This is a genomic window from Streptomyces tauricus (assembly GCF_014650955.1).
Lineage (GTDB): Bacteria > Actinomycetota > Actinomycetes > Streptomycetales > Streptomycetaceae > Streptomyces > Streptomyces tauricus.
This window is the reverse complement of sequence record NZ_BMVY01000008.1, coordinates 277,893-302,013: the sequence shown is the minus strand read 5'-3', so window position 1 is coordinate 302,013 and position 24,121 is coordinate 277,893. Positions and strand designations below refer to the sequence as shown.

Below are 24,121 nucleotides of genomic sequence, written 5' to 3'. Positions count from 1 at the left end.
ATCGCGCCGTTCCCCGCGCCCCTTGAAAGACAACAGACTGCGCCGTTCCCCGCGCCCCTGAGAAGCAACGGCACCGGAGGTTTTTGTGTCAGGCAGTTTCGACGTCATCGTCATCGGTCTCGGTGGTATGGGTAGTGCCGCCGCTCATCATCTGTCCTCCCGTGGTGTGCGGGTGCTCGGGCTGGAGAAGTTCGGGCCCGTGCACAACCGCGGGTCCAGTCACGGGGGTTCGCGGATCACGCGGCAGTCGTATTTCGAGGACCCCGCGTACGTGCCGTTGCTGCTGCGCGCGTACGAGCTGTACGAGGACGTGGAGCGGGCCACCGGGCGGGACATCGCCACCCTGTGCGGCGGTGTGATGATCGGCCGGCCCGATTCGCTCACCGTCTCCGGTTCGCTGCGCTCGGCCACCCAGTGGGACCTGCCCCACGAGATGCTCGACGCGGCCGGGATACGCCGCCGCTTCCCCACCCTCGCCCCGCAGGACGACGAGGTCGGGCTCTTCGAGGAGAAGGCCGGTCTGGTCCGTCCCGAGAACATGGTCGCGGCCCATCTCCAGCTCGCCGCCCGGCAGGGCGCCGACCTGCACTTCGACGAGCCGATGACCCGCTGGGAGCCGTACCGGGACGGCGTACGGGTGCACACGGCCGAGAACACGTACACGGCGGGCCAGTTGGTGATCTGCCCGGGCGCGTGGGCGCCGCGGCTGCTCACCGACCTCGGGGTGCCGTTCACCATCGAGCGGCAGGTCATGTACTGGTTCCAGCCCAGGGGCGGGGTCCGCCCGTTCCTGCCCGAGAACCACCCGATCTACATCTGGGAGGACGCGGACGACGTCCAGGTGTACGGCTTCCCGGCCATCGACGGGCCGGAGCTGGGCGCCAAGGTCGCCTTCTTCCGCAAGGGGCAGCTCTGCACACCGGAGACCATCGACCGGACGGTCCACGAGGACGAGATCCGGGCGATGGCGGACCACATGGCCCGCTGCATCCCCGACCTGCCCGGCACCTTCCTCAAGGCCGCCACCTGCATGTACTCCAACACCCCGGACGAGCACTTCGTCATCGCCCGGCATCCCGCGCACCCCGAGTCCGTGACCGTGGCCTGCGGTTTCTCCGGCCATGGCTTCAAGTTCGTGCCGGTCGTCGGCGAGATCCTCGCCGATCTGGCCCTGACAGGGACCACCGGTCACCCGATCGGCCTGTTCGACCCCCACCGCCTCGCCGCCGCGCCCGCCTGAGGAGTCCCCACGTGACGACGACCCCCCTGACCCACGCCTCCGCCGCCGATCCCGCCTCCGCCCACCTGTCCCCCAGCCTGATCAGCACGCTGCCGGGGCACTACTACACCGACCCGGCGATATTCCGGCAGGAGCAGGAACACCTCTTCGAGTCGATGTGGTTCTGCGCGGTCCGCGGCGCCGATCTGGCCAAACCCGGCGCGTTCCGCACGGTCCAGGTCGGCCGCGAGAACGTCCTGGTCACCCGGTCCCGTACCGGTGAGCTGCGGGCCTTCCTCAACATCTGCCGCCACCGCGGGGCCCGGCTCTGCACCGAGGAGGCCGGCGAGGTCCGGCGCAACCTCCAGTGCCCGTACCACGCCTGGACGTACGGCCTGGACGGGAAGCTGATCGCGGCGCCGAACCTGGTGAAGATGCCGGACGTCGATCGCGGGGAGTACGGGCTGGTCACCGTCGCGCTGCGGGAATGGCTCGGGTACGCCTGGGTGTGCCTGGCCGACGAACCGCCCTCCTTCGAGGAGACGGTGATGGGCGCGGCCGTCGAACGGCTCGGGAACGTCGCGGCCATCGAGCACTACGGCACGGAGAACCTCGCGCTCGGCACACGCATCACCTACGACGTGAAGGCGAACTGGAAACTGATCGTCGAGAACTTCATGGAGTGCTACCACTGCGCGACCATCCACCCCGAACTCACCGATGTCCTGCCGGAGTTCGCGGACGGTTACGCCGCCCAGTACTACGTGGGCCATGGTGCCGAGTTCGGCGAGGGGGTCAAGGGATTCACGGTCGACGGCAGCGAGGGATTCGGACGGCTGCCTGAGGTCGCGGAGGATCAGGACCGTCGTTACTATGCGATAACGGTCAAACCCACTGTGTTCATCAACCTCGTCCCCGACCATGTCATCCTGCACCGCATGTTCCCCCTCGCCGAGGACCGGACGATCGTGGAGTGCGACTGGCTCTACGCCCCCGAGGTCGTCGAGTCGGGCGCCGATGTGTCGAAGTCCGTGGAGCTCTTCCACCGGGTCAACGCCCAGGACTTCGAGGCGTGCGAGCGAACGCAGCCCGCCATGGCGTCCCGCGCCTATCGCAGGGGCGGGGTGCTGGTGCCCACCGAGCACCACATCGGGATGTTCCACGAGTGGCTCATCGGCATGCTGGGAGGCAGGGATGGCGGATCTCTACATCGGCGGCACCTGGACGAGCGCGCGGGAGAAACGCACCCGTGAGATCCGCTGTCCGGCCGACGGATCGCTCGTGGCGGTCGTCGACGAGGCGGGCGGCGAGGACACCGCCGACGCGATCGCCGCCGCGCGCCGCGCCTTCGACGAGGGTCCCTGGCCGCGGACCCCGGCAAACGAACGCGGCGATCTGCTGCTCCGCGTCGCCGACCTGCTCGCCCGCGACAAGGACGTACTCGCCCGGGCGGAGTCCCTCGACACCGGCAAACGCCTGGTGGAGAGCGAGTACGACATCGACGACATCGAGAACTGCTTCCGCTACTTCGGGCGGCTCGTGGGGAGCGAGTCCGGCCGGGTGGTGGAGACGGGCACGGAGGGCGTCGACAGCCGGGTCGTGCACGAACCGGTCGGTGTCTGCGCGCTGATCACCCCCTGGAACTATCCGCTGCTCCAGACGGCGTGGAAGGTAGCCCCGGCGCTGGCCGCGGGCAACACCTTCGTCCTCAAGCCGAGCGAGCTGACCCCGCACACCGCGATCCATCTGATGCGCCTCCTGGAGGAGGCCGGGGTGCCCGCCGGGGTCGCGAACCTGATTCTCGGCGCCGGCCCGGAGGCGGGCGCTCCGCTGGGCGACCATCCGGACGTGGACCTGGTCTCCTTCACCGGCGGTCTGCAGACCGGACGCAGGCTCATGGCCGCGGCGGCCGGGACGGTGAAGAAGGTCGCCCTCGAACTGGGCGGCAAGAACCCGAACATCGTGTTCGCCGACGCCGACTTCGAGACGGCCGTCGACATGGCGCTGACGGCCGTCTTCCTGCACTCCGGGCAGGTCTGCTCGGCCGGGGCACGGCTGCTGGTCGAGGACTCCCTGCACGACCGTTTCGTCGACGAGGTGGTCCGCAGGGCCCGGCTGATCAGACTGGGCGGGCCGTTCGACGAGCGGGCGCAGACCGGGCCGCTGATCTCGGCGGCCCACCGGGCGAAGGTCGAGGCGTACGTGGCCAAGGGGCTGGAGGAAGGGGCGGTCCTGCGGTGCGGAGGGGAGCGGCCGGCCGAGCCGCCGCACCCGGACGGCTTCTACTACCCGCCGACCGTGCTCGACGAGTGCTCCGGAGGGATGTCCGTCGTCCAGGACGAGTCGTTCGGGCCGGTCCTGACCGTGGAGCGGTTCGCCGACGAGGCGGAGGCGGTCCGGCTGGCCAACGCCACGATCTACGGGCTGGCCGGCGGCATCTTCACGTCCGACGAGGCGAAGGCGCAGCGCGTCGCGTCGGCGCTGCGCATCGGAACGATCTGGATCAACGACTACCACCCGTACGTCCCGCAGGCGGAGTGGGGAGGGTACAAGCAGTCCGGGTTCGGGCGGGAACTCGGACCTGCCGGCCTCGCCGAGTACCGCGAGACCAAGCACATCTGGCGCACGACGAACCCGAGTCCGCAGGGCTGGTTCTCCTGAACCACGCCCACCGGGCCGGATGTGCGGATCCACCGCTCATGGCAGGGGATTCCGCGGATCCAACGCAAGAAACCGGCACTGCCCATGGTCATAACCGGCCGCGAGCACCGTAAGATCCAGCCTTCTTCACCCTGAGATCCAGCACCCGTACACCAACGGCCCCGCACGAGCCGCGCTCCCCTCCCGCCCGGGAGAACTCCCCCTTCCCCAGGAGGCCGCTCATGACCACCACCGAGCAACCACCGGAGCAACCAGCCGGCAGCCACGGTCACCACGACAAGCACGGCCACGACGACTCGGAACTCAACGAGTTCGGCTACAAGCCCGAGTTGAAACGCACGCTCGGCAACTTCCACACCTTCGCCGCCGGTATCAGCTACATCTCCATCCTCACCGGTACCTTCCAGCTCTTCTACTTCGGCTACGGCAGCGGCGGGCCCGCCTACTGGTGGTCCTGGCCCATGGTGTTCGTCGGCCAGTTCATGGTCGCGCTCTGCTTCGCCGAACTCGCCGCCCGCTATCCCGTCGCCGGTTCCGTCTACAACTGGTCGAAGAAGATAGGCAATCCGCACATAGGCTGGCTGGCCGGCTGGACGATGCTGATCGCCTCGGTCGTGTCGATCGCGGCCGTGGCGCTCGCGTATCAGCTGACGCTCCCTCAGATCTCCTCCGTCTTCCAGTTCGTGGGCGACGGCACGGGCAAGTACGACGTGGCCACCAACGCCGTGCTGCTGGCCTCCGTCCTCATCGTCTTCACCACTCTCGTCAACGCCCTCGGTGTGAAGCTGATGGCCCGGATCAACACGGCGGGCGTCTTCATCGAGCTGATCGCCACCGTCGTACTGATCGTGCTGTTCGCCGTGCACATCACCCGTGGCCCGGGCGTCGTGCTGGAGACGAACGGCACGGGAGCGGGCCAGCCCGGCGGCTACTTCGGCGCGTTCCTGGTCGCGTCACTGGCGTCCGCGTACGTGATGTACGGCTTCGACACGGCCGCCTCGCTCGGCGAGGAGTCCCTCGACCCGTCGCGCAACGCGCCGCGCGCCATCATCCGCGCCATCGTCGCCTCGTTCGTCCTCGGCGGACTCGTGCTGCTGCTCGCGCTGATGAGCGTGTCCAGCCTGAAGGGCGACCGGCTGTCCACGGACGGCCTGCAGTACGTCGTCCTCAACGTGCTCGGCGAGGACGCGGGCAAGGCCATGCTGTGGTGCGTGTTCATCGCGGTCACCGTGTGCGCCCTGGCCGTGCACACGGCGGCGATCCGGCTGGCCTTCGCGATGGCGCGGGACAACAACCTGCCCGCCTCCTCCAAGCTGGCCAAGGTCCATCCGCGCTTCCAGACCCCGATCCTGCCCGCGGTGATCATCGGAGTCCTCGCGCTGGCCATCCTGGTGGTCAACATCCGCCAGCCGCAGATCTTCACCGTGGTCACCAGTATCGGCATCATCCTGATCTATCTCGCGTATCTGCTGGTCACCGGGCCCATGCTGGTGGCCAGGCTGCGTGGGCAGTGGCAGCCCGCGGGCGGGGGCAGGTTCTCGCTCGGCCGCTGGGGACTGCCCGTCAACATCGTCGCCGTGGTGTGGGGCACGGCCATGATGATCAACCTGATCTGGCCGCGCGCCGCGGTCTACAACGCGGCTGCTCCCTACCACTGGTATCTGCGGTGGGGTGCCGTCCTGTTCGTCGGCATCGTGATGGGCGGCGGCTTCGCCTACTACTGGTTCGTGCAGCGGCACCGCACGGGGGTGCTCGCGGAGCACCAGTACCGGGCCGCCGACACGCCCCTTCCGCCCGCCTCCCCCGCGTCGACCCCGACGGCCGACTGAGCGGCGGACTGAGTTGCGTGGCCGACTGAGCGGCCGATAGAGCCCTCACCCCCGCCCGCCCCGCGAGCAGAACGACTCACGAACTGCAAGGAACGCCAGAGCTCCAGGACTCCAAGGAGGTCAACTGCCCATGCAAGAAGACGAGTTCGACTATGTGGTGGTGGGCGGGGGCACCGCGGGCAACGTGGTCGCGGCCCGGCTCTCCGAGGACCCGGCCGTCACGGTCTGCGTCCTGGAGGCCGGCCCCAGTGACGTCGGCGACGACGCCGTCATGAAACTGGAGCGCTGGATGGGGCTCCTGGAGTCCGGCTACGACTGGGACTACCCGGTCGAGCCGCAGGCCAGCGGCAACAGCTACATGCGGCACGCCCGCGCCAGGGTCCTCGGCGGCTGCTCCTCGCACAACTCCTGCATCGCCTTCTGGGCACCGGCCGAGGACCTGGACGACTGGGCCGCCGCGGGGTGTACGGGATGGAGTTCGGCCGAACTCTTCCCGCTCTACCGGCGGCTGGAGAACAACGACGCTCCCGGCGAGCACCACGGCCGCACAGGCCCGGTGAAGCTGCGTACGCTCAAGAGCGACGACCCGTGCGGTACCGCCCTGCTGGAGGCCTGCGCCCAGGAGGGCATCCCGACGACGCCCTTCAACTCGGGCAGGACCGTCGTCCGGGGCGCCAACTGGTTCCAGATCAACTCCGACGAGAACAACATCCGGCAGTCCTCGTCGGTCGCGTATCTGCACCCGATCCTCGGCAAGCGCCCGAACCTCGACGTACGCACCGGGGTGCGCGCCAAGAAGCTCGTGCTCGACGGGCGGCGCTGCGTGGGCGCCGAGTATCTGGACCCCGACCTGATCCACACCCGGACGGTACGGGCCAGGCGCGAGGTGATCGTGTCCTGCGGCTCGATCGACAGCGCGAAACTGCTGATGCTGTCGGGCATCGGGCCCGCCGGGCATCTGCGCGAGGTGGGCGTCGACGTGGTGGTGGACGCGGCCGGTGTGGGCGAGAACCTCCAGGACCACCCCGAGGGCGTCATCATGTGGGACGCCGAGCAGCCGATGACGACCACTTCCAGCCAGTGGTGGGAGGCGGGCATCTTCTACGACACCGAACCGGGGCTCGACCGGCCCGACCTGATGTTCCACTACGGGTCGGTGCCGTTCGACATGAACACCGCGCGGTGGGGCTATCCGACCTCCGAGAACGCGTTCTGCCTCACACCGAACGTCACCCGCGCGAAGTCCCGCGGCACGGTCCGGCTGCGGACCCGCGACTACCGGGACAAGCCGAGGGTCGATCCGCGGTACTTCACGCACGAGCACGACGTGCGCGTGATGACGTACGGGCTGAAGCTGGCCCGGCGGATCGCCGCGCAGCCCGCGCTGAGCGGGTGGGCGGGAGCCGAGCTGGCCCCCGGCCCCGACGTCCGGACGGACGACGAGCTGCTCGACTACATCCACAAGACCCACAACACCGTCTACCACCCGTCGTGCACGGTGAAGATGGGTGCGCCTGGGGACCCCTCCGCCCCGCTCGACCCGCGGTTGCGGGTCAAGGGGGTGGAACGGCTGCGGGTCGCGGACGGGTCGGTGATGCCGGATCTGGTCAGCGTTAATCCGTGCATCACGACGATGATGATCGGCGAAAAGTGCGCCGATCTCCTGAAAGAGGATGCGTAAGGCGTCCCTCAGGGGCGCGGGGAACTGCGCGACCAGCCCTCAGCGGGCCCGCAGTTCCCCACCACCGCCCGGTTACGGGGCACTCGGCGCGGGCCGCTTGTACATGCGGGTCGCCGTGATCTCCGTATGGGCGGCCTCCCCCGCGGGGACCTCCCTCGGGAGCCCCGGACGCAGGTGTTCCTCCACGCTGATGTACTTGAGGCCCGCCCGCAGGTCCGCGTCGTTGCGCAGACGGATGACCAGCGGGAACTCGGCGAGCGCGGTCGTGTCGAACAGGCCCGTCGTGTACAGGAGCTGGACTCCGAGCGCGTCGGACACGGCCCGCTGCAGCTCCAGCAGATACGTCGCGTTGGCACGCCCGATGGGGTTGTCCAGGAACAGCGTGCCGGCGTGGCGGTGCTTGTCCCGGCCGCGGTCGTTCGAGCGCAGGGCCGCCATCGTGCAGTACAGCGCGATCGCCGCGGTGAGCAGCTGCCCGCCGGAGAACACGTCGCCCATCTGCCCGACGGGGACGCGCTCGGCGCGCAGTACCGCGTCGGGCTTGAGGATCTCGACGGCGACGCCCTTGGGCTGAAGGGCCGCGCCGACCGCCCTGAGCAGCAGGGACATCCCGTCGCGGCGCAGGTCCGAGTTCTTCTTGACGGCCGCCCTGGTCGCCTCGTCGACGACCTCGCCGAGCCGTTCGGCGAGCGTGGCCTGGTCGGGTTCCTCGAAGCGGATCCGCAGGAACTCCTGCCCCGACCACTCCCCCAGTCCTTCCGGCAGGCGGGAGAGCCGCTGGGCCGACCGCAGGGTGGCGAGCGCGGACTCGACCATGCCGCGCAACCGGTCCACGATCGAGTCGCGGTTGCGCTCCAGCTGCGCCAACTCGTCGGTGAGGACCCGCAGTCGGGGTGCGAAGGCGTCCGCCCACTTCTGCGCGTGCTCGGGCAGCGCGGACGCGGGCAGCTCCCGGATCTGCTGACGCGCGGGGGTGCGCACCTGTTCGTAGCGCGTGGAGTTGGCGTGCCGTACGAGGATGTCGCTGGCCTCACGCACGGCCGCCTCGGCGGCGGAGAGGTCGGCCGCGCAGCCGCGCAGGGAGCGGCGGGCCTCGGCGGCGGACTGCCTGGCCTCTTCGAGCGTGCCGGGGTAGGGCTCGGTCTCCTCCTGCTCGTCGTCCGCGTGCTCCCGCAGGAGGTCCCGGAGCAGGGCGGCCGTCTCGTCGAATCCGCCGCCCGCCTCCTCGGCGGCACGGTGGGCATCGAGCAGCTCGGTGTGCGCGGCGCGCGCCTGGCTCAACGCCTCGGTGCGGGAGGCGAGTTCACCGGTGGCGGTGCGCAGCAGGCTCTGTGCGTGCTCCGCGTCGCGCGGCACGAGGTCGTCGGGCAGCTCGGTGTGGGCGTCGGCTTCCTCGGGCGCGTGCCGCTCGGCCTCGCCGCGCAGCCGGCCGAGCTGTTCGCTCGCGGTCGACACGCGGCCTTCGAGGAGCTGGACCAGTTCCTCGGCGCGGGCCACGGCGGCCTGCCGGGACGGCCCGTCGGAGCCGTCGGTGGACTCCAGGAGCTGGGCGGCCCGCGTACGCACCTTGTTGGTCAGCCGGTTCAGCTCCGTGAGCGCGGTGCTCTCGTCGCTCTCGGCCCTGGCCTGCTCGGCGCGCAGATCGGCGCCGACGCCGACCTTCTCGTACAGCTGGGAGGCGGCCCGGTAGGCCTCGCGGAGGGCGGGCAGCGACGACTTCGCGGCTTCCGGTGCCTCTTCCGGCAGGTCGTCGGGGGCGCCCGCGATCTCCGCGCGCTCGGCGCGCAGCGCACGGGCCGTGCGGCGGGCGTCGTCCGCTGCGCGCTGGGCGCCGCGCCGGTCCTCGTCTGCGGCGCGGGCCCGTTCCAGACAGGCCTGGGCGCGGGCCTCCGACTCGGCCGCCTCGTCGGCCAGTTCGCGTACCTTGACCTGCCAGCCGGCGCGCTCGCGCAGCCGGAAGGCGAGTCCGGCCAGTGGGTCGGCGGCGAGCCGGGCCCGCTGCGCGGCCTCCTGCCGCTCGTCGCGCACGAGGGCGGCCTCGGCCGCCGCCTCGTCGGCCTCGGTCCGCACGGCACGCGCCTCGGCCAGCTCGGCCTCGGCCTCCTCGGCGAAGGTACGCGCGTCACCGGCCGCCGTGGCCAGTTCGGTGAGCCGTCCCGCCGGGCAGCCCGTCCGCCAGGAGGCGAGCCGCGCGGCCAGCTCCCGGTCCTTGGCGAGCCGGGCGGCCGACTCGCGGATCTCGTCGTCCCGCTCGGCCGCGCGCGTACGCAGCGCCTGCCGCTCCTCGTCGGCGGCGTGCTCGTCGTGCATGGCCGGGTTCGGCGGTACGAGGAAGACGTCGTCCCCACCCGCGCCGGGGGCCGGGGTCGGGGCGAGCAGCGCGGCGGCCGTGCCGACCGCCACCGTGGAGCGCGGGAGCAGCGCGGCGTCGGTGAGGGCATCCCGGGCGCGGGCGTGGGTGTCCGGGTCGGTGATGATCACACCGTCGACGAGTTCGGGCCGGGCGGCCAGGACACGCGCGTGGTCGACGGGGTCGACGGCCTGCGCGAGATAGCGCCAGCCGGGCAGCGCGGGGATGCCGTGCTCGCCGAGGTACTCCACGGTGGCGAGCACGTCGGGGCCGGGCGGCAGCAGGCCGCCGTCGCCGAGCGCGCCGAGGATCCGGGAGTCGTCGGCCGCGGCGGTCCGCAGCTCGAAGAGCTGGCGTTCGGCGGAGGTGACGGTGTCGTCGAGGAGCTGTCGCAGCTCGTCGGCGTAGTGGTCCAGCTCCTGGGGGGTGAGGGGGCCGTCGGCCGCGGAGTCGTCGGAGCCGTGGAGAGCGCGGGAGCGGGAGCCTTGTGACGCTTCCTCTTCAGGAGTGCCCCTGCCGTCGGCGCGGTCCTCCGTGGCGGCCGAGTGCCGGGGTCCCGGCAGCGACGGGCGCCGGGAGCTTCCCGAACCGCCGGAGCCTCCCTGACCTCCAGTCCCTCCCTGGCCGCCGGGGCTCCCGGGCAGGCCGAGCAGTTCGGCGAGCCGCTCCTCCTCCGCCAGGGCCTGGGCGACCCGCCGTTCCGCGTCGTACGCGTGCTCGGCCGCCGTCGCCGCGTCGGCCGCGCGGGCCGCCGTCAGCTCGGCGCGGGACTCGGCGGACGCGGCCTCACGGGCATGGTCCGCGGTGCGGCGGGACGCCTCGCGCGCGGTGTCCCAGGCGGCGACGGCCGTCTTCTCGGCATCGCTGGCGGCGAGCGCGGCGCGGGCCGGGTCGGCGTCGGGGGCGGTGTCGTCGAGCCAGCCTGCGCGCACCGCCTCGGCGGTCTCCTGCTCGACCTCGCCGAGACGCTGGCGCAGATGGCCGACCTCACTGCGGGCGCGCTGCGCCTCGGTGGCGGCGGACGTCGCGTCCCGGTGGGCCGCCTCACCGACCTCCTGGAGCGAACTGGACCGCTCCTCCTCCTCGTTGGCGACCGCTTCGGCCCCTTCGGCGGCGGCGTGCAGGGCGCGTACGAGGTCGACGGCGGCCTTGGCCCGGGCGGCGAGGGCGGGGGCGGCGTCCCGCTCGGCCTCGCGGATCGCGGCTGCCACGCGCGTGGAGCGGTCGGCCGCCGCGCGGTGCCGCAGCACGGCTTCCGCCGCCTGCCACGCGGAGTGCAGGGTGCGCGCGTCGGCGAGTTCCTTCTTCTGCGCGGCCGCGCCCTTCTCGGCCGCGGCGAGCGCCAGGGAGGCGTGCCGGTAGGCCAGTTCGGCCGCGATCAGCGCGCTGCGCTCCCGGGAACCCTCCGCCTCGGTGACGCGGTGGGCGGCGGTGGTGACCTGCTGGGCCAGGTCTCCGGTACGGCCCCGTTCCAGCACGGCGCGCGCGGAGAGCCGCCGGGCCAGCGTGCGCGTACGCCGCTCGGCGGCCGTGTGGATGTCGCGCGCGTGGGAACGCGCCCCGGCCGCGTCGACGATCCGTCCGAGCAGGTCCACGGAGCCGGCGGTGAACTCGCGCTCGGCGATCAGCTCGGCCCGTCGCCCCAGCTTGTTGCCGAATCCGGCCACCAGGTCGGCGAGGCCGTCGGTGTCCCGGGTGTCGGTGACCGCGCGCAGCAGCAGGTCGGTGAAGTCGGAGTCCTTCTTGACGGCGAAGAGACCGGCGGCCTCGCCCTCGTCGGCGTTCATCTCGCGCTGGTAGCGGAACAGTTCGGGGTCGAGGCCGAGGTCACCGAGGTGTTCGATCCACCGGTCGTGGATCTCCTCCCAGTGCACTTCGAGGTGCGGGTACGCCTTGCCCGCCTCGGTGAGCGCGTCCCGGAAGCCCTTCATGGTGCGGCGCCGGCCCTGCGCGCCCGAGGCCCCCTCGACGGGCGGCCGCACGGCGGTGGCCTCGGCGACCGGCAGGTTGTCCAGGCTCAGCCCGGGTCCCGGCCGGAAGGAGTACCAGGCCTCGGCGAACTTCCGCGGGTCGTTGGAGACCTGCCGCCCGCGCCACTCGCTGACCTTGCCGACCACGACGCACTCGCCGGTGAGCGTGTGCTGCCACTCCAGGGCCACATGCCCGCAGTCGTCCGCGAGCAGGAACTTGCGCAGCACTCCGGAGCTGGCGCCGCCCAGGGTGTTGCGGTGGCCGGGCAGCATCACCGAGAAGATCAGCTTGAGCAGTACGGACTTGCCGCCGCCGTTCTCCAGGAAGAGCACACCGGCGGGTGCGGGGCGGCGCGGCGGCCCGACGGGCTCCTCCTCGAAGAACTCCGCCTGCGTGGGCGCGGGGTCGGGCACGAGAGCGCCGACTCCGCGCAGGTCCAGCACGGTGTCGGCGTAGCGCGCACCGGCCGGCCCGATGGAGTAGAGGCGGACCCGGGACAGCTCGTACATGGCGGCGGACTCTCGTAGTCGTGAGTGGTGTGGGGGGGGAAGTGGCGGGAGGGGGCGGAGGGGAGTCGAAGGTGGCGGTGGTCGGGTCGTCGGACGGGGTCGGATCAGGCCGGTCCGGCCTGGGCTGGACGGGCCTGACCTGGACGGGTCGGGTGGGGTCGGGTCGGGGTCCGGTCGGCTACGAGTGGAAGGGCAGTCCGGCGTCCGCGGCCAGCTCCAGGTCGTCGGTGTCGTCGGCCGGCATCAGGCTCGCGGTGCCGTCGGTCACCGGCACGACCCCCAGCTCCAGCAGCTCGGCCAGGGCGGCGCTGCCCGCCATGTCTCGCACCTGGAGCTGATAGCGGGCGGTCGTGCGGTACGTCCCCCCGGCGTCGTCCCCGGTGCGCTGCAGAAACCCGGAGTCGGTGAGGAACGCGGCGGCCTTGCCGACGATGCCGGTGGTGGAACCGGCCAGTCTTCGCGCGTCCTTGGTGGCTCCGGCGGAGCTGCGCCGCGCCCAGATACGCCAGGCGGCCTCGAGCCCCGGCGCGTCCGTGGCCGGGTCGGTGTTCTCCCCCTGCTCCTCGGCCCGCTCCTCCAGACGCCGGCAGGCCTGCCGTACGAACGCGTCGACGCCGTTGACCGAGACGCGCCCGATGTAGCCGTCGTCCGCCAGGTCCTCGGGCCTCGGGAAGGCCAGGGCGGCGACGGCGAGGTGGGCGAGGCCGTGCAGGAACCGGTCGCCCGAGTCGGCGGACGCCCGGCGCGCGTAGTCACCCATGCGCACGGCGAACACCGAGTCCTCGGCGGCGGTCACCGCCATACCGGCCCGCGGGGACACCTCGAGGACGACGAGCCCGAGCCCGGTGGCCACGGCGTCGGCGAGCCGCGCGAAGGGGGGATCCTCGCGGTACCGCCGCAGCAGTTCCGCGTACTCCTGATCCCGCGCGGGCTGTGTCTTGGGCTGCAGCCCGAAAGCCACGAGCCGTGCCGCGTCCGCGGTGTCGGCAGGGGTGACGGGGGCACTCACCGCCGCGGCGACCGCCTCCGGCTCACTCCACTCGACCTGCTCACTCACGACTGACACTCCTTGCTACGAGAAACGCGACCCCTGTGCGTATCGGGGCCCAGGCCAGGCGCCCCCTCAGGGGTGCCCTCAGGGATGCGGGGAACTGCGCGACCGGCCACGGACGGCCCGCACGTCACAGCCCGCCCGCGGTACCCCACTCCGCTCCGGCAACCGCTCACGCGACCTCCGTCCGGCCGGCCGTCATCCCCGCGACATCCAGCAGAGCCATCCCCACGATGAGATCCGCCCCGCCGAACTCCTCGTCGTCCAGCTCGACCCCGTCGTCCACGGCGAACAGCAGCCGCTCCTCGCCCTGTCGGTACGCGGTACCGACCGGCGGACTGGCCGCGTGCACCGCCAGCAGGGCGACGAGATAGGGCAGTTCGGGATCCTGCCGCCGCGCGTCGGCGAGCAGCCCGGACAGCCGGCGCGGCGCGTCGGCCGGCAGGTCGAGCAGTTCCATGGCGGCGGCGAGCTGCTCCTCGCTGAACCGGCTGTCGTCCGGCGTGGCGATCAGGTCGGGCTCGGGCATCTCCGCCCCCAGATGCTCCCGCTCCACCGGCGGTGTCAGCAGCAGGTCGACCAGGTCACCGACCCGGACGGACGCGGGGGTGCGAAGCCCCGTCCCGCGCGCGAAGAACGCGTCGGTCACCCGCAGCGCCTGCTCCAGGGGCAGCGGCAGCACGGGGGCCACGAGATGGCCGTAGAGGTCTATCCCGGAGGTCGTCATCGGAGTCGCGAAGGCCTGCCGGTCCTGCTCCGCACGGAACAGCGGCCCGGCCTCCAGAAGCCGGGACTGCAACTGCGTGTGGCGCCGGATGCAGTCCTTCACGATGTCGACCAGCTCGGCGGCCCGGCGCTTCTGCTCGGGGTCCTCCGACTCGTCACGCGCCTTGCGGATGTTGGTGAGGATCGCGTTCTCGTGGCGGTAGCGGTCGGCCACGTGGTCGAGGGCCTCGGCGATCATGTCGGGCACGGCCTGCAGCCAGTCCACCGCCCGGACGTTGCGCCGGGTCGCGTCCAGGGCCCTGCGGAGCGTCTCCGAGTACTGCACGGTCCGGTAGCGGGCCTGCTCGGCGGCGAGCTGGGCGTCCGCGAGGCGGCCCCGGCTGATCAGCACCTCCAGCTTGACCTCGGCGGCGATCTGCGCGCTGGTGACGTCGGTGTCGAGGGCGCCCACGAGGACGTTGACCGCTTCGTCCGTCGTACGGAGGTACACGCTTCCTCCGTAACCCGCGACCTCCTCGATCAGCTTGAAGTCGTAGTCGCGGCGCACGTACGAGCCGTCGGGCGCGAAAGTGCCGTACACGGCGCGGAAGCCGCGGTCGACGCTGCCGACGTTGATCAGGTTCTCCAGGACCCAGCGGGCCACCCGCTCGTGCTCGGCGACCGGCCGGCGCGGGGCCTGGGCGGCGATGCGGGGGATGAGCCTGGCCACTATCTGGTCGTGGTCGGCGCCCGTGTCGAAGTCCATGTTCAGGGTGATCAGGTCGATGGAGGCGAGGGCGACCTCCGCCATGCCGTACACCGAGTACTCACCCGCGAGGTTCGCCTTGCGCACGTCGAGGTCGTGCAGGGGCGCGGTGCAGGCGAGCGCGCGCAGCCGCCGCGCCAGGCCCTCGTCGGCGGCCGGGCCCAGGGCGGGGCGCGGCCCCGCGCTGAGCTGGGGCGGAGCGCTGTCCGTCGATGCAGGCGAAGTCACGGTGCACAGACTAGGTCCTGGGTCTGACATCTACCGAAACGCTCCGCTGGGTGCGGTGGGGTGGTCGCGCGGTTCCCCGCGCACCTTGAAAGCGAAGGATTGCGCCGTTCCCCGCGCCCCTGGAAGGCGAAAGACCGCGCCGTTCCCCGCCCCCCTGAAGGACGAAAGACTGCGCCGTTCCCCTCGCCCCTTGGTGGTCCCGCCCCTATAGGGGTTCTGCCACTCTGCGGCTGTATACCTCCGTGACCCTTTTGCGGGAGTCGTCCAAGTACACCGCCAGGAGGCTTTCCGCCTGTTCGTGGTCGCCGGTCTGCAGGGCCTCCAGGATCTGGCCGTTGCGGGCCAGGTAGGGCTCGTGGAGGCGCTTCGGGTCGTCCACCAGGTGGAAGGCGAGACGGAGTTCGGCGAAGACGCTGCGCATCAGCTCGTCGGTGCGGGCACTGCCGGCGAGTGCCACCAGCTCCTGGTGGAAGTGGATGTTGGCCGTGCCCACGCCCTTCCAGTCGCCCTCGTGGGCCGCCCGCCGCCCCTCCGCGACCGACTCGGCGAGGCCGTCCAGCGCGTACGGCGGCTTGCCGAGGCCGCGGACGACCGCGCATTCGACCAGGCCGCGGGTGCGGTAGATGTCCTCGACGTCCTCGACGGTCAGCACCCGTACGAAGACACCGCGGTTGAGCTGGTGGACCAGCAGCCGTTCGTGCGTGAGCAGCCGGAACGCCTCGCGCAGGGTGTTGCGGGAGACGCCGAGCGCGCCGCCGATGCTGTCCTCGGACAGGCGCTTGCCGGGCGGGAAGTACCCGTCGGCGATCCGGCTCCGCAGGATGTCCGAGACCCGTTCGGCGGTGCTGGTGCGGCCCAGCAGCGCGCGGTCGTCCGCCAGTCCGTTCAGTTCGGCCACGCTCGAATTCAATCGCAGATACAAGAACGAAACAACATGGGTATTGAAGGATCGTTCAACGATCCTCTACCTTGCTAAGCAGGCACCGGATTTCGCCGGGCACCACCCGCTCGTCCCGGCGCCGACGACTTCCGCACGGCACGGCTCAGTCCCCAGCACCCTCCCGTCCCTCATCTGCGAGGTGCCCATGAGCACGACCCCTCCACCGCAGGCCCTGCCCCCCACCGAGACGCGCCCCGAAGCGGGTGTACCCACCGCCGACGAGGGCGCGTTCGCCTGGTTGCGGGCTCTCGGGCCGCGCGGCCGCCGTGCCTTCGGCGGCGCGTTCGGCGGCTACGGCCTGGATTCGTACGACTACTTCACACTGCCGCTGAGCATGGTGGCGCTGGCCGCGTACTTCGGTCTCAGCAGCGGTCAGACCGGGCTGTTCACGACCGTCACACTCGTCGTGTCCGCCGTCGGCGGCGCGGCGGCGGGTGTCCTCGCGGACCGGATCGGACGCGTCAAGGCGCTGATGATCACCGTCATCACGTACGCGGTCTTCACCGTGGCCTGCGGTTTCGCGCCCAACTACGAGACCCTGCTGGTCTTCCGCGCGCTCCAGGGGCTCGGTTTCGGCGGTGAGTGGGCTGTCGGCGCGATCCTGGTCGCCGAGTACGCGAGCCCCAGGCACCGGGGCCGTACGCTCGGCGCGGTCCAGAGCGCGTGGGCCGTCGGCTGGGGACTCGCGGTGATCGTCTACACGCTGGTCTTCCAGTTCCTCGACGACGACATCGCCTGGCGCGTGATGTTCTGGACCGGCGCCCTGCCGGCGCTGCTGGTCGTCTGGGTACGCCGTCAGGTCAAGGACGCCCCGGAGGCGGCCGAACGCCGCAAGGAGAGCCCCGAGAAGGGCTCCTTCGCGGCGATCTTCAAGCCGGGCACGGCCGCCGCGCCGGGCCTCCTGAAGACGACACTCTTCGCGGTCCTGCTCTCCACGGGCGTCCAGGGCGGCTACTACACGCTGGCCACCTGGGTACCGACGTACCTGAAGACGGACCGCGGACTGTCCGTCGTCGGCACCGGCGGCTATCTCGCGTTCCTGATCTCCGGAGCCTTCATCGGCTATCTGACCGGCGGTTATCTCACCGACAAGCTGGGCCGCAAACGCAACATCCTGCTCTTCGCGATCCTCTCGGCGATCTGCATCCTGGCCTACGCGAACATCCCGAGCGGCGCCAACACCCTCGTCCTCGTGCTCGGTTTCCCCCTCGGGTTCTGCATGTCGGCGATCTTCAGCGGCTTCGGCTCGTTCCTGAGCGAGCTGTATCCGACGGCGGTACGCGGTACGGGACAGGGCTTCACGTACAACACGGGCCGTGCCGTGGGCGCGGTCTTCCCGACCCTGGTCGGCTTCCTGGCCGACAGTTGGGGTGTCGGGGGCGCGCTGGTCTTCGGCGCGATCGGATACGGTCTCGCGGCACTGGCCCTGATCGGTCTGCCCGAGACCCGTGGGAAGGAGCTCCAGTGACCCGGCCCCAGAGCACACGGCACCGCCCGCTCAACCTTCTCGACGACCACGCGCACGCGTGGAGCCCGGCAGAGGCACGCTCCCGCTTCCGGGCGGGCGTGTCGGGTCCCACCGCGGGCTGCGCGGCGGGCCACACCCAGGCGAACCTGATCTCGGTACCCGCCGACTGGGCGTACGACATGCTCCTGTTCTGCCAGCGCAACCCGAAGCCCTGCCCGGTGCTGGACGTCACCGACGCCGGTTCCTGGACGACCGTCCTGGCCGACGACGCCGATCTGCGCACCGACCTGCCGCGCTACCGGGTGTGGGAGCACGGCGAGCTGGTGGAGGAGCCCACGGACGTGCTGGCCCACTGGCGCGACGACCTCGTGTCGTTCCTCATCGGGTGCAGTTTCACCTTCGAGTGGGCGCTGGCCGACGCGGGCGTCCCGATGCGCCACATCGAGCAGGGACGCAACGTCTCCATGTACGTGACGGGCCGCCAGTGCAGGCCCGCCGGACGGCTGCACGGGCCCATGGTGGTGTCGATGCGTCCGGTGCCGCCCGAACACCTGCCCGTGGCGATCCGGGAGACCAGTCTGCTGCCCGCCGTGCACGGCAGCCCGGTGTACTGCGGCGACCCGGGTGCCCTCGGCATCGAGGACCTGGGCCGCCCCGACTTCGGCGACCCGGTGGACTTCGAGCCGGACGACATCCCGGTGTTCTGGGCCTGCGGGGTGACGCCGCAGGCCGCGGTGATGGCCTCGCGCCCGCCGTTCGCCATCACCCACGCGCCGGGCCGGATGTTCATCACGGACGCCCGCGACGAGCAGTACCGCGTCGCCTGAGCCGTCAGAGCCGCCCGACCGGAGAACGGACACCTCATGACCTCCACCGGCACCCCCGTCGGTACCTCGATCGATCTCAACGCCGATCTCGGCGAGGGTTTCGGCCGCTGGCACCTGACCGACGACGAACAGCTGCTGTCCGTCGTCACCAGTGCCAATGTGGCCTGCGGCTTCCACGCCGGGGACGCCTCCACCATGCGGCGGGTGTGCGACCTCGCCAGCGAGCGCGGTGTACGGATCGGCGCGCAGGTCTCCTACCGGGACCTGGCGGGCTTCGGGCGGCGCGCGATGGACGTGCCGCCCGACGAACTGGCGGCCGAGGTGGCGTACCAGATCGGTGCCCTGGAGGTCTTCGCGCGCGCGGCGGGCGCGCGCGTGGCGTACGTCAAACCGCACGGCGCGCTCTACAACCGTGTCGTGCGCGACGAGGAGCAGGCGAGGGCGGTCGTGGACGGGGTACGGCTCGCCGACGCCTCGCTGCCGGTGCTCGGGCTGCCCGGCTCCCGGTTCCTCGACGTGGCGGCCGAGGCCGGGCTCCCGGTCGTCACGGAGGCGTTCGCGGACCGCGCGTACACCGACGAGGGCACGCTCGTGCCGCGCGGCCGGGAGAGGGCCGTGATCACCCGTTCGGAGGACGTCGTGGAACGCTCGGTGGGCCTCGCCCGTTCTGGTGTCGTCACGTCCCACTCGGGCCGTGACATCGCCGTACGGGCCCGCTCCCTGTGCCTGCACGGCGACACGCCCGGCGCGGTGGACCTGGCCCGCCGGGTCCGGGCACGGCTGGAGGAGGCGGGCGTCCGCGTGGAGGCGTTCGTATGAGGGCACTGCCGGTCGGCGACCGCGCGCTGCTCGTCGAGGTGTCCACGGACGAGGAGGCACAGGCCCTGCACGCCGATCTGCTCCGCCGTCGCGCGGAGGGTTCCCTCTCCGTGCGCGAGATCGTCCCCGCGGCCCGCACGGTGCTCCTGGACGGCCTCGACGACCCGTCCCCGTCCCGGCTGGCCGCGCAGCTGTCCACCGCCCGCCTCCCGCCCGTCCCGCCGCCCGCGAAGGACGTCGTGGAGATCCGGGTGCGCTACGACGGCCCCGACCTCGCGGCCGTCGCCGAGCTGTGGGGCGTGTCCCCGGACGAGGTGGCGCGCATCCACGCGGCGGCCGAGTTCCGGGTCGCCTTCTGCGGGTTCGCCCCCGGCTTCGGCTATCTCACCGGTCTCCCTGCCCGCTACGGCGTCCCCCGGCGCGCGACACCCCGTACGACCGTCCCTGCGGGCTCCGTCGGCCTCGCGGGCCCGTACACGGGCGTGTACCCGCGCTCGTCGCCGGGCGGCTGGCAGCTGATCGGCACGACGGACGCCGTCCTGTGGGACCACGCGCGTGTGCCGGCCGCGCTGCTGTCGCCGGGCACGCCGGTCCGCTTCGTGCCGGTGGACTCCTGATGACGGACCGCGCACTGGTCGTCGTTCGGGCCGGGGCGCTGACCACGGTGCAGGACCGGGGCCGCCCGGGCCACGCACACCTCGGCGTACCGCGCTCGGGTGCCCTGGACGCGCCCGCCGCCGCCCTGATGAACCGGCTCGTGGGCAATCCGCCCGACGCGGCCCTCCTGGAGACGACGCTCAACGGCTGCGACCTGCGGCCGCGTTCGGCGGTCACGGTCGCCGTAGGGGGCGCCCCGTGCCCGGTGTCCGTGAACGGCCGCCCGGCCCCGTGGGGTGCCCCGGTACACCTGCCTGCCGGCGCCCTGCTGTCGGTGGGAACGGCTGTCTCCGGAGTACGCGCCTACGTGGCCGTGTCGGGCGGGGTGACCGTCGAGCCGGTCCTGGGCAGCCGCTCGACGGACCTCCTGTCGGGCCTCGGCCCGCCGCCCCTCACCGCCGGAACGGTGCTGCCCCTGGGGAAGCCGTACTCCCTCCCCGCGCGCGTGGACGTCGTCCCGCAGCCGTCCCCGCCGGCCGAACTCGTCCTGCGGGTGACGCCCGGCCCACGCGACGACTGGTTCACGGCGGCGGCCTGGCACACGTTCACCACGCACACCTACCGGGTGTCCTCGGCGAGCAACCGCATCGGCCTGCGCACGGAGGGGCCCGCCCTGGAGCGGGCGATCGGCGGCGAACTGCCCAGCGAGGGCATGGTCCTGGGCGCGGTCCAGGTCCCCCCGGACGGCAGCCCGGTGGTCTTCCTGGCGGACCACCCCACAACAGGCGGCTACCCGGTCATAGCCGTGATCCACCCCAAAGACCTCCCCCCCACAGCCCAGGCAACCCCGGGCACCCCACTCCGCTTCGTCCTAGGCGGCCCAGCCCTCTAGGGGCACGGGGAACGCCGCAATCTTTTCGCCTTTAGGGGCGCGGGGAACGGCGCAGTCTTTTCGCCTTTAGGGGCGCGGGGAACGGCGCAATCTTTTAGGGGGCGCGGGGAACGGCGCGGCCAGCACAACGAACCCGCACCAACCCACCGCACCCCAGGGGCAAAACACACCCGAAGCCTCACGCCGCGTCGGCCTGATCCGCCACCGCCACCCCCGCGAGCGCAGCCGCCACCGCCCGAGACGCCGCGAGATCGAGCCGCACGCCAGTGCCCCGCACCCGATGCCGCACCTCGGAAGCGGCGAGGCCGAGAAGCTGCGGCAGCAGGTCGGTGCACCGCCGGGCCACCCACCCCGTCCCAGAGGTCGCCAGCCACCACAGGCTCGCCGACCGCGAGGGCCCGGGAAACTCGGGCACAGCACTCGGCACCGGCCCCGAGGCGAGCCCCGCCTGCGCCAACAGCGCGTGGAAGTGCAGCGCGAGCTGCCGATGCCCCCGTTCCCCCGGATGCAGCCGGTCCGCGCTCCACATGCCCCGGTCCGTGACCCAGTCACCCTCCGCGGCATGCAGATGCACGGCCCCGTACCGCTCGGACAGCGCGTGCACGACCGCGTTCACGGCCCGCTGACGCCGTGCCAGCGGCCGCGCGAGCGCCCCCGGCAGCCCCAGCATCGTCCCGGGGTCGGGCAGACACGCGGTGAGGAGGACGGCCCCCTGTCCGGTGAGCGCCGCGTACACCTCGTCGAGGCGCCCGGCCACAGCATGGATGTCGAACGTGCAGCGCAGGGTGTCGTTCACCCCGATGACGACCGAGGCGATGTCGGGCCGCTCGGCGAGCGCCGCCGGCAGCTGGCGTTCCAGGACGTCACGCGTCTGCGCGCCGCTGACCGCGAGATTGCGGAACTCCACCGACTCCACCGACTCCACCGCCGCCCCGGACGCCCTCGACGGGGCCAGCCCCGCGGCGAGCAGCGCGGCCCAGCCGCGCCACCCCTCGCCCACGGGATCACCGACCCCTTCCGTCAGGGAGTCGCCCAGCGCCACGAACCGCAGGGGTCTCATGCGACACCCTCCCGAGGCCGTGTCACGGGACGGAGGGCGGTGGCGGGGAGCGAGTCCGGCGCCCCCACCCGGACGGCCGCGTCGTGCGCGGTGAGGAACGCCGCCACGGCGGCCGGCCACCCGAAACAGGCGGCACGCGCGCGTGCCGCCTCCCGGCGCTCGTCCTCGGGCCGGTCCAGGAGCATCCTGATCGCGACGCCGAAGGCCGACCCGGTGTCCGCGGCGGTGGCTCCGGCGGAGCCGATGACCTCCGGGAGAGCGGACGTGGCGCTGGCGACGACGGGCGTGCCGCAGGCCATGGCCTCCAGCGCGGCGAGCCCGAAGGTCTCGGCGGGCCCCGGCGCCAGGCAGACGTCGGCGGAGGCCTGCAGACCGCTGAGGAGCGCACGGTCGGCGACGTGCCCGAGGAAGGTGACCGGCAGCCGCCGTTCGCGCGCCCGCTGTTCGAGCCGGGCCCGCAGCGGCCCGTCACCGGCCACGACAAGCACCGCGCGCTGTCCGCCCCGCAGCAGCGCCTCCAGCGCGTCCAGTGCCGTACCGGGCCGCTTCTCGACGGACAGCCTGGAGCACATCACCAGCAGTGTCTGGTCCACGCGCGCGTACCGGGCCCGGATCGCCGGGTCCCGCAGCGCGGGGTGCCGCCCCTCCAGGTCGACGCCCAGGGGGGCGCGTACGACATTGCGGGCGCCGATGCGGACGAACTCGCGCTCCGCGAACTCCGTGGTGCACACGACGCGCGCGTAGTGGTGCGCGGTACGGATGTTGATGGCGTCGGAGGTCCGCCGTGCCAGGCCCGGCGACATGCCCCAGGTGCGCAGCACACCGTCGGCGGTCTCGTGGGAGACCATCACCGCGGGTACCCGGGCGCGCCGCGCCCAGACGCCGGTCCAGCGCAGCGTCGTACGGTCGGAGACCTCAAGCCGGTCGGGGGCCAGCGTCTCCAGGAGCGCCGCCACGCGTCGTCTGTCGGTGAGGACGCGGTAGCCGCCGGTGCCGGGCAGCAGCGGGCCCGGCAGGGTGATGACGCGCCCCTGTTCGGTCTCGCGGTCCGAGGCGCGTTCGCCGGGCACGATCAGGACGGGCCGGTGCCCGGCCGCCAGGTAGCCGGCGCCCAGTTCGCGCAGCGCGGTCCGCAGGCCCCCCGAGGAGGGGGCGACGAAGTTGGCGAGCCGCACGATGCTCAGGGACTCGTTCATGCCGCCACCACCGCCCGGCCGGCCAGGACGTCCGTGTAGTGGTCGATGAGCGCGTCCCCGACGGCGGCCCAGGTGCGCCCCTCGACGGTACGCCGTGCCTCGGCGCCGTACGCGGCCCGCAGCGCGGGGTCGGCGGCGAGCGACCACACGGCGTCGCGCACGGCGGCCTCGTCGCGCGGCGGGACGAGCAGCCCGGTGCGGCCGTGCGCCACCAGGTCCAGCGGACCGCCCGCGGCGGGGGCGACGACCGGTACGCCGCTGGCCATCGCCTCCTGGACGGTCTGGCAGAAGGTCTCGAACGGGCCGGTGTGCACGAAGACGTCCAGGGAGGCGAAGATCCGGGCGAGTTCGTCGCCGGTGCGGCGGCCGAGGAAGACGGCTCCCGGCAGCGCCTGGTCCAGGCTCGGCCGGCTGGGGCCGTCGCCCACGACGACGACGCGTACGCCCGGCAGCCCGCAGGCTCCGGCGAGGAGTTCGATCTGCTTCTCGGGGGCGAGCCGGCCCACGTAGCCGACGATCAGCTCGCCGTTCGGCGCGAGTTCACGACGGAGGGCGTCGTCCCGGTGCTGAGGTCGGAAACGGACGGTGTCGACGCCCCTCGGCCACAGCCGCACCCGGGGCACACCGTGCGCCTCCAGGTCGTGCAGGGCTGCGGTGGACGGGGCGAGCGTGCGGTCGGCGGCGGCGTGGACGGAGCGGATACGGCGCCAGGCGGTGGCCTCGCCCGTGCTGATGTACGTACGGGCGTAGCCGGCGAGGTCGGTCTGGTAGACGGCCACGGCGGGGATGCCGAGCCGGCCGGCGGCGGCCATGCCGCGGACGCCGAGGACGAAGGGGCTGGCCAGGTGCACGATGTCGGCACGGTGTGCGGTGATCGCGGCGGCGACGCGTCGGCTGGGGAGAGCGACGCGGACCTGGGGGTAGCCGGGGAGCGGCAGGGACGGGATGCGGACGACGGGGCACGGTGCGGAGGTCTCGGACCCGCGCCCGAAGGAGGCGCCTGTCTGCTCGGAGGGGGTCGAGAGCTTGGGGGAGGTTGCCGGAGCGACGACAACCGGGGTGTGACCGCGCTCGACGAGATGCCGGGCGGTCTGGAGCGCGCAGTGGGCCACGCCGTTCACATCGGGGGGAAAGGACTCGGTGACGATGACGACACGCATACGGGTGTTGTCGTCGTGCTGGACGTGGCCGCGTCAACGTGGATCTTTCCGGATGAGGAACGTCCCATGAGCGTTGTGCTCCGCACGCGCTCTCATCACGAAGCGGTCACGCTCCGGCGTCCGGGCCCGTACCGGCGGGATACGGGCCGACGACGAAACGCTCACACGCCGGTCGCACGGCCGGTCGCACAG

General features: G+C 72.3%; 17 protein-coding genes. 10 read left to right on the top strand and 7 right to left on the bottom strand.

Annotated elements, in window-relative coordinates:
• Positions 1–85 precede the first annotated feature (85 nt).
• The 5 genes from solA (at position 86) to IE278_RS16295 (ending at position 7,390) form a co-directional block, all read left to right on the top strand.
• Positions 86–1,240: an N-methyl-L-tryptophan oxidase gene (solA, locus tag IE278_RS16315; protein WP_189772926.1), complete on the top strand. Its 1,155-nt coding sequence runs from the start codon at positions 86–88 to the stop codon at positions 1,238–1,240.
• 11 nt (positions 1,241–1,251) lie between these two features.
• Positions 1,252–2,472 carry an aromatic ring-hydroxylating oxygenase subunit alpha gene (locus IE278_RS16310; RefSeq protein WP_246570341.1) on the top strand — a complete coding sequence of 407 codons (1,221 nt, stop codon included), beginning with the start codon at positions 1,252–1,254 and terminating at the stop codon, positions 2,470–2,472.
• Entirely contained in the window at positions 2,414–3,880 is a 1,467-nt protein-coding gene (locus tag IE278_RS16305) for an aldehyde dehydrogenase family protein (protein WP_189772924.1), read from the top strand. The genes IE278_RS16310 and IE278_RS16305 overlap by 59 nt, the downstream gene beginning before the upstream one ends.
• Before the next feature lie 221 nt (positions 3,881–4,101).
• A complete protein-coding gene (locus IE278_RS16300; protein WP_189772922.1) occupies positions 4,102–5,709 on the top strand; it encodes an APC family permease in 1,608 nt (535 codons plus the stop codon).
• Between the two features lie 130 nt (positions 5,710–5,839).
• Entirely contained in the window at positions 5,840–7,390 is a 1,551-nt protein-coding gene (locus IE278_RS16295) for a GMC family oxidoreductase (protein ID WP_189772921.1), read from the top strand.
• A 72-nt stretch (positions 7,391–7,462) separates the two neighbouring features.
• On the opposite strand, the gene IE278_RS16290 is transcribed toward IE278_RS16295, so the two are convergent.
• The 4 genes from IE278_RS16290 to IE278_RS16275 form a co-directional block, all read right to left on the bottom strand.
• Positions 7,463–12,220: a hypothetical protein gene (locus tag IE278_RS16290; RefSeq protein WP_189772919.1), complete on the bottom strand. Its 4,758-nt coding sequence runs from the start codon at positions 12,218–12,220 to the stop codon at positions 7,463–7,465.
• A gap of 178 nt (positions 12,221–12,398) precedes the next feature.
• The gene (locus IE278_RS16285) at positions 12,399–13,277 is read right to left on the bottom strand and encodes a hypothetical protein (protein WP_107019603.1); all 879 of its coding nucleotides are present in this window, start codon (positions 13,275–13,277) and stop codon (positions 12,399–12,401) included.
• Positions 13,278–13,443: 166 nt separating this feature from the next.
• The gene (locus IE278_RS16280) at positions 13,444–14,970 is read right to left on the bottom strand and encodes a hypothetical protein (protein WP_189772917.1); all 1,527 of its coding nucleotides are present in this window, start codon (positions 14,968–14,970) and stop codon (positions 13,444–13,446) included.
• Positions 14,971–15,175: 205 nt separating this feature from the next.
• Entirely contained in the window at positions 15,176–15,868 is a 693-nt protein-coding gene (locus tag IE278_RS16275; protein ID WP_189772915.1) for a GntR family transcriptional regulator, read from the bottom strand.
• Positions 15,869–16,055: 187 nt separating this feature from the next.
• Between IE278_RS16275 and IE278_RS16270 the strand changes: the two genes are divergently transcribed.
• Genes IE278_RS16270 through IE278_RS16250 form a run of 5 tightly spaced genes read left to right on the top strand, consistent with a single transcriptional unit; the run spans position 16,056 to position 20,513 of the window.
• Positions 16,056–17,378 carry an MFS transporter gene (locus tag IE278_RS16270; RefSeq protein ID WP_189772913.1) on the top strand — a complete coding sequence of 441 codons (1,323 nt, stop codon included), beginning with the start codon at positions 16,056–16,058 and terminating at the stop codon, positions 17,376–17,378.
• Positions 17,375–18,205 (top strand): putative hydro-lyase, encoded by an 831-nt coding sequence (locus IE278_RS16265; protein ID WP_189772911.1) that lies wholly within the window; start codon positions 17,375–17,377, stop codon positions 18,203–18,205. Before IE278_RS16270 ends, IE278_RS16265 begins: the two co-directional genes overlap by 4 nt.
• 36 nt (positions 18,206–18,241) lie before the next feature.
• Complete coding sequence (locus IE278_RS16260; protein ID WP_189772909.1) at positions 18,242–19,024, top strand: LamB/YcsF family protein; 783 nt, start codon at positions 18,242–18,244, stop codon at positions 19,022–19,024.
• The gene (locus IE278_RS16255) at positions 19,021–19,641 is read left to right on the top strand and encodes a 5-oxoprolinase subunit B family protein (protein ID WP_189772907.1); all 621 of its coding nucleotides are present in this window, start codon (positions 19,021–19,023) and stop codon (positions 19,639–19,641) included. Before IE278_RS16260 ends, IE278_RS16255 begins: the two co-directional genes overlap by 4 nt.
• Positions 19,641–20,513: a 5-oxoprolinase subunit C family protein gene (locus IE278_RS16250; RefSeq protein WP_189772905.1), complete on the top strand. Its 873-nt coding sequence runs from the start codon at positions 19,641–19,643 to the stop codon at positions 20,511–20,513. Before IE278_RS16255 ends, IE278_RS16250 begins: the two co-directional genes overlap by 1 nt.
• 178 nt (positions 20,514–20,691) lie before the next feature.
• Here the strand turns inward: IE278_RS16250 and IE278_RS16245 are convergent, their stop codons facing one another.
• The 3 genes from IE278_RS16245 to IE278_RS16235 are packed head-to-tail and all read right to left on the bottom strand — an operon-like array spanning position 20,692 to position 23,929.
• The gene (locus IE278_RS16245; protein WP_189772904.1) at positions 20,692–21,573 is read right to left on the bottom strand and encodes an SGNH/GDSL hydrolase family protein; all 882 of its coding nucleotides are present in this window, start codon (positions 21,571–21,573) and stop codon (positions 20,692–20,694) included.
• The gene (locus IE278_RS16240) at positions 21,570–22,769 is read right to left on the bottom strand and encodes a glycosyltransferase (protein WP_189772902.1); all 1,200 of its coding nucleotides are present in this window, start codon (positions 22,767–22,769) and stop codon (positions 21,570–21,572) included. The genes IE278_RS16245 and IE278_RS16240 overlap by 4 nt, the downstream gene beginning before the upstream one ends.
• Positions 22,766–23,929: a glycosyltransferase family 4 protein gene (locus tag IE278_RS16235; protein ID WP_189772900.1), complete on the bottom strand. Its 1,164-nt coding sequence runs from the start codon at positions 23,927–23,929 to the stop codon at positions 22,766–22,768. The genes IE278_RS16240 and IE278_RS16235 overlap by 4 nt, the downstream gene beginning before the upstream one ends.
• Positions 23,930–24,121: the final 192 nt, after the last annotated feature.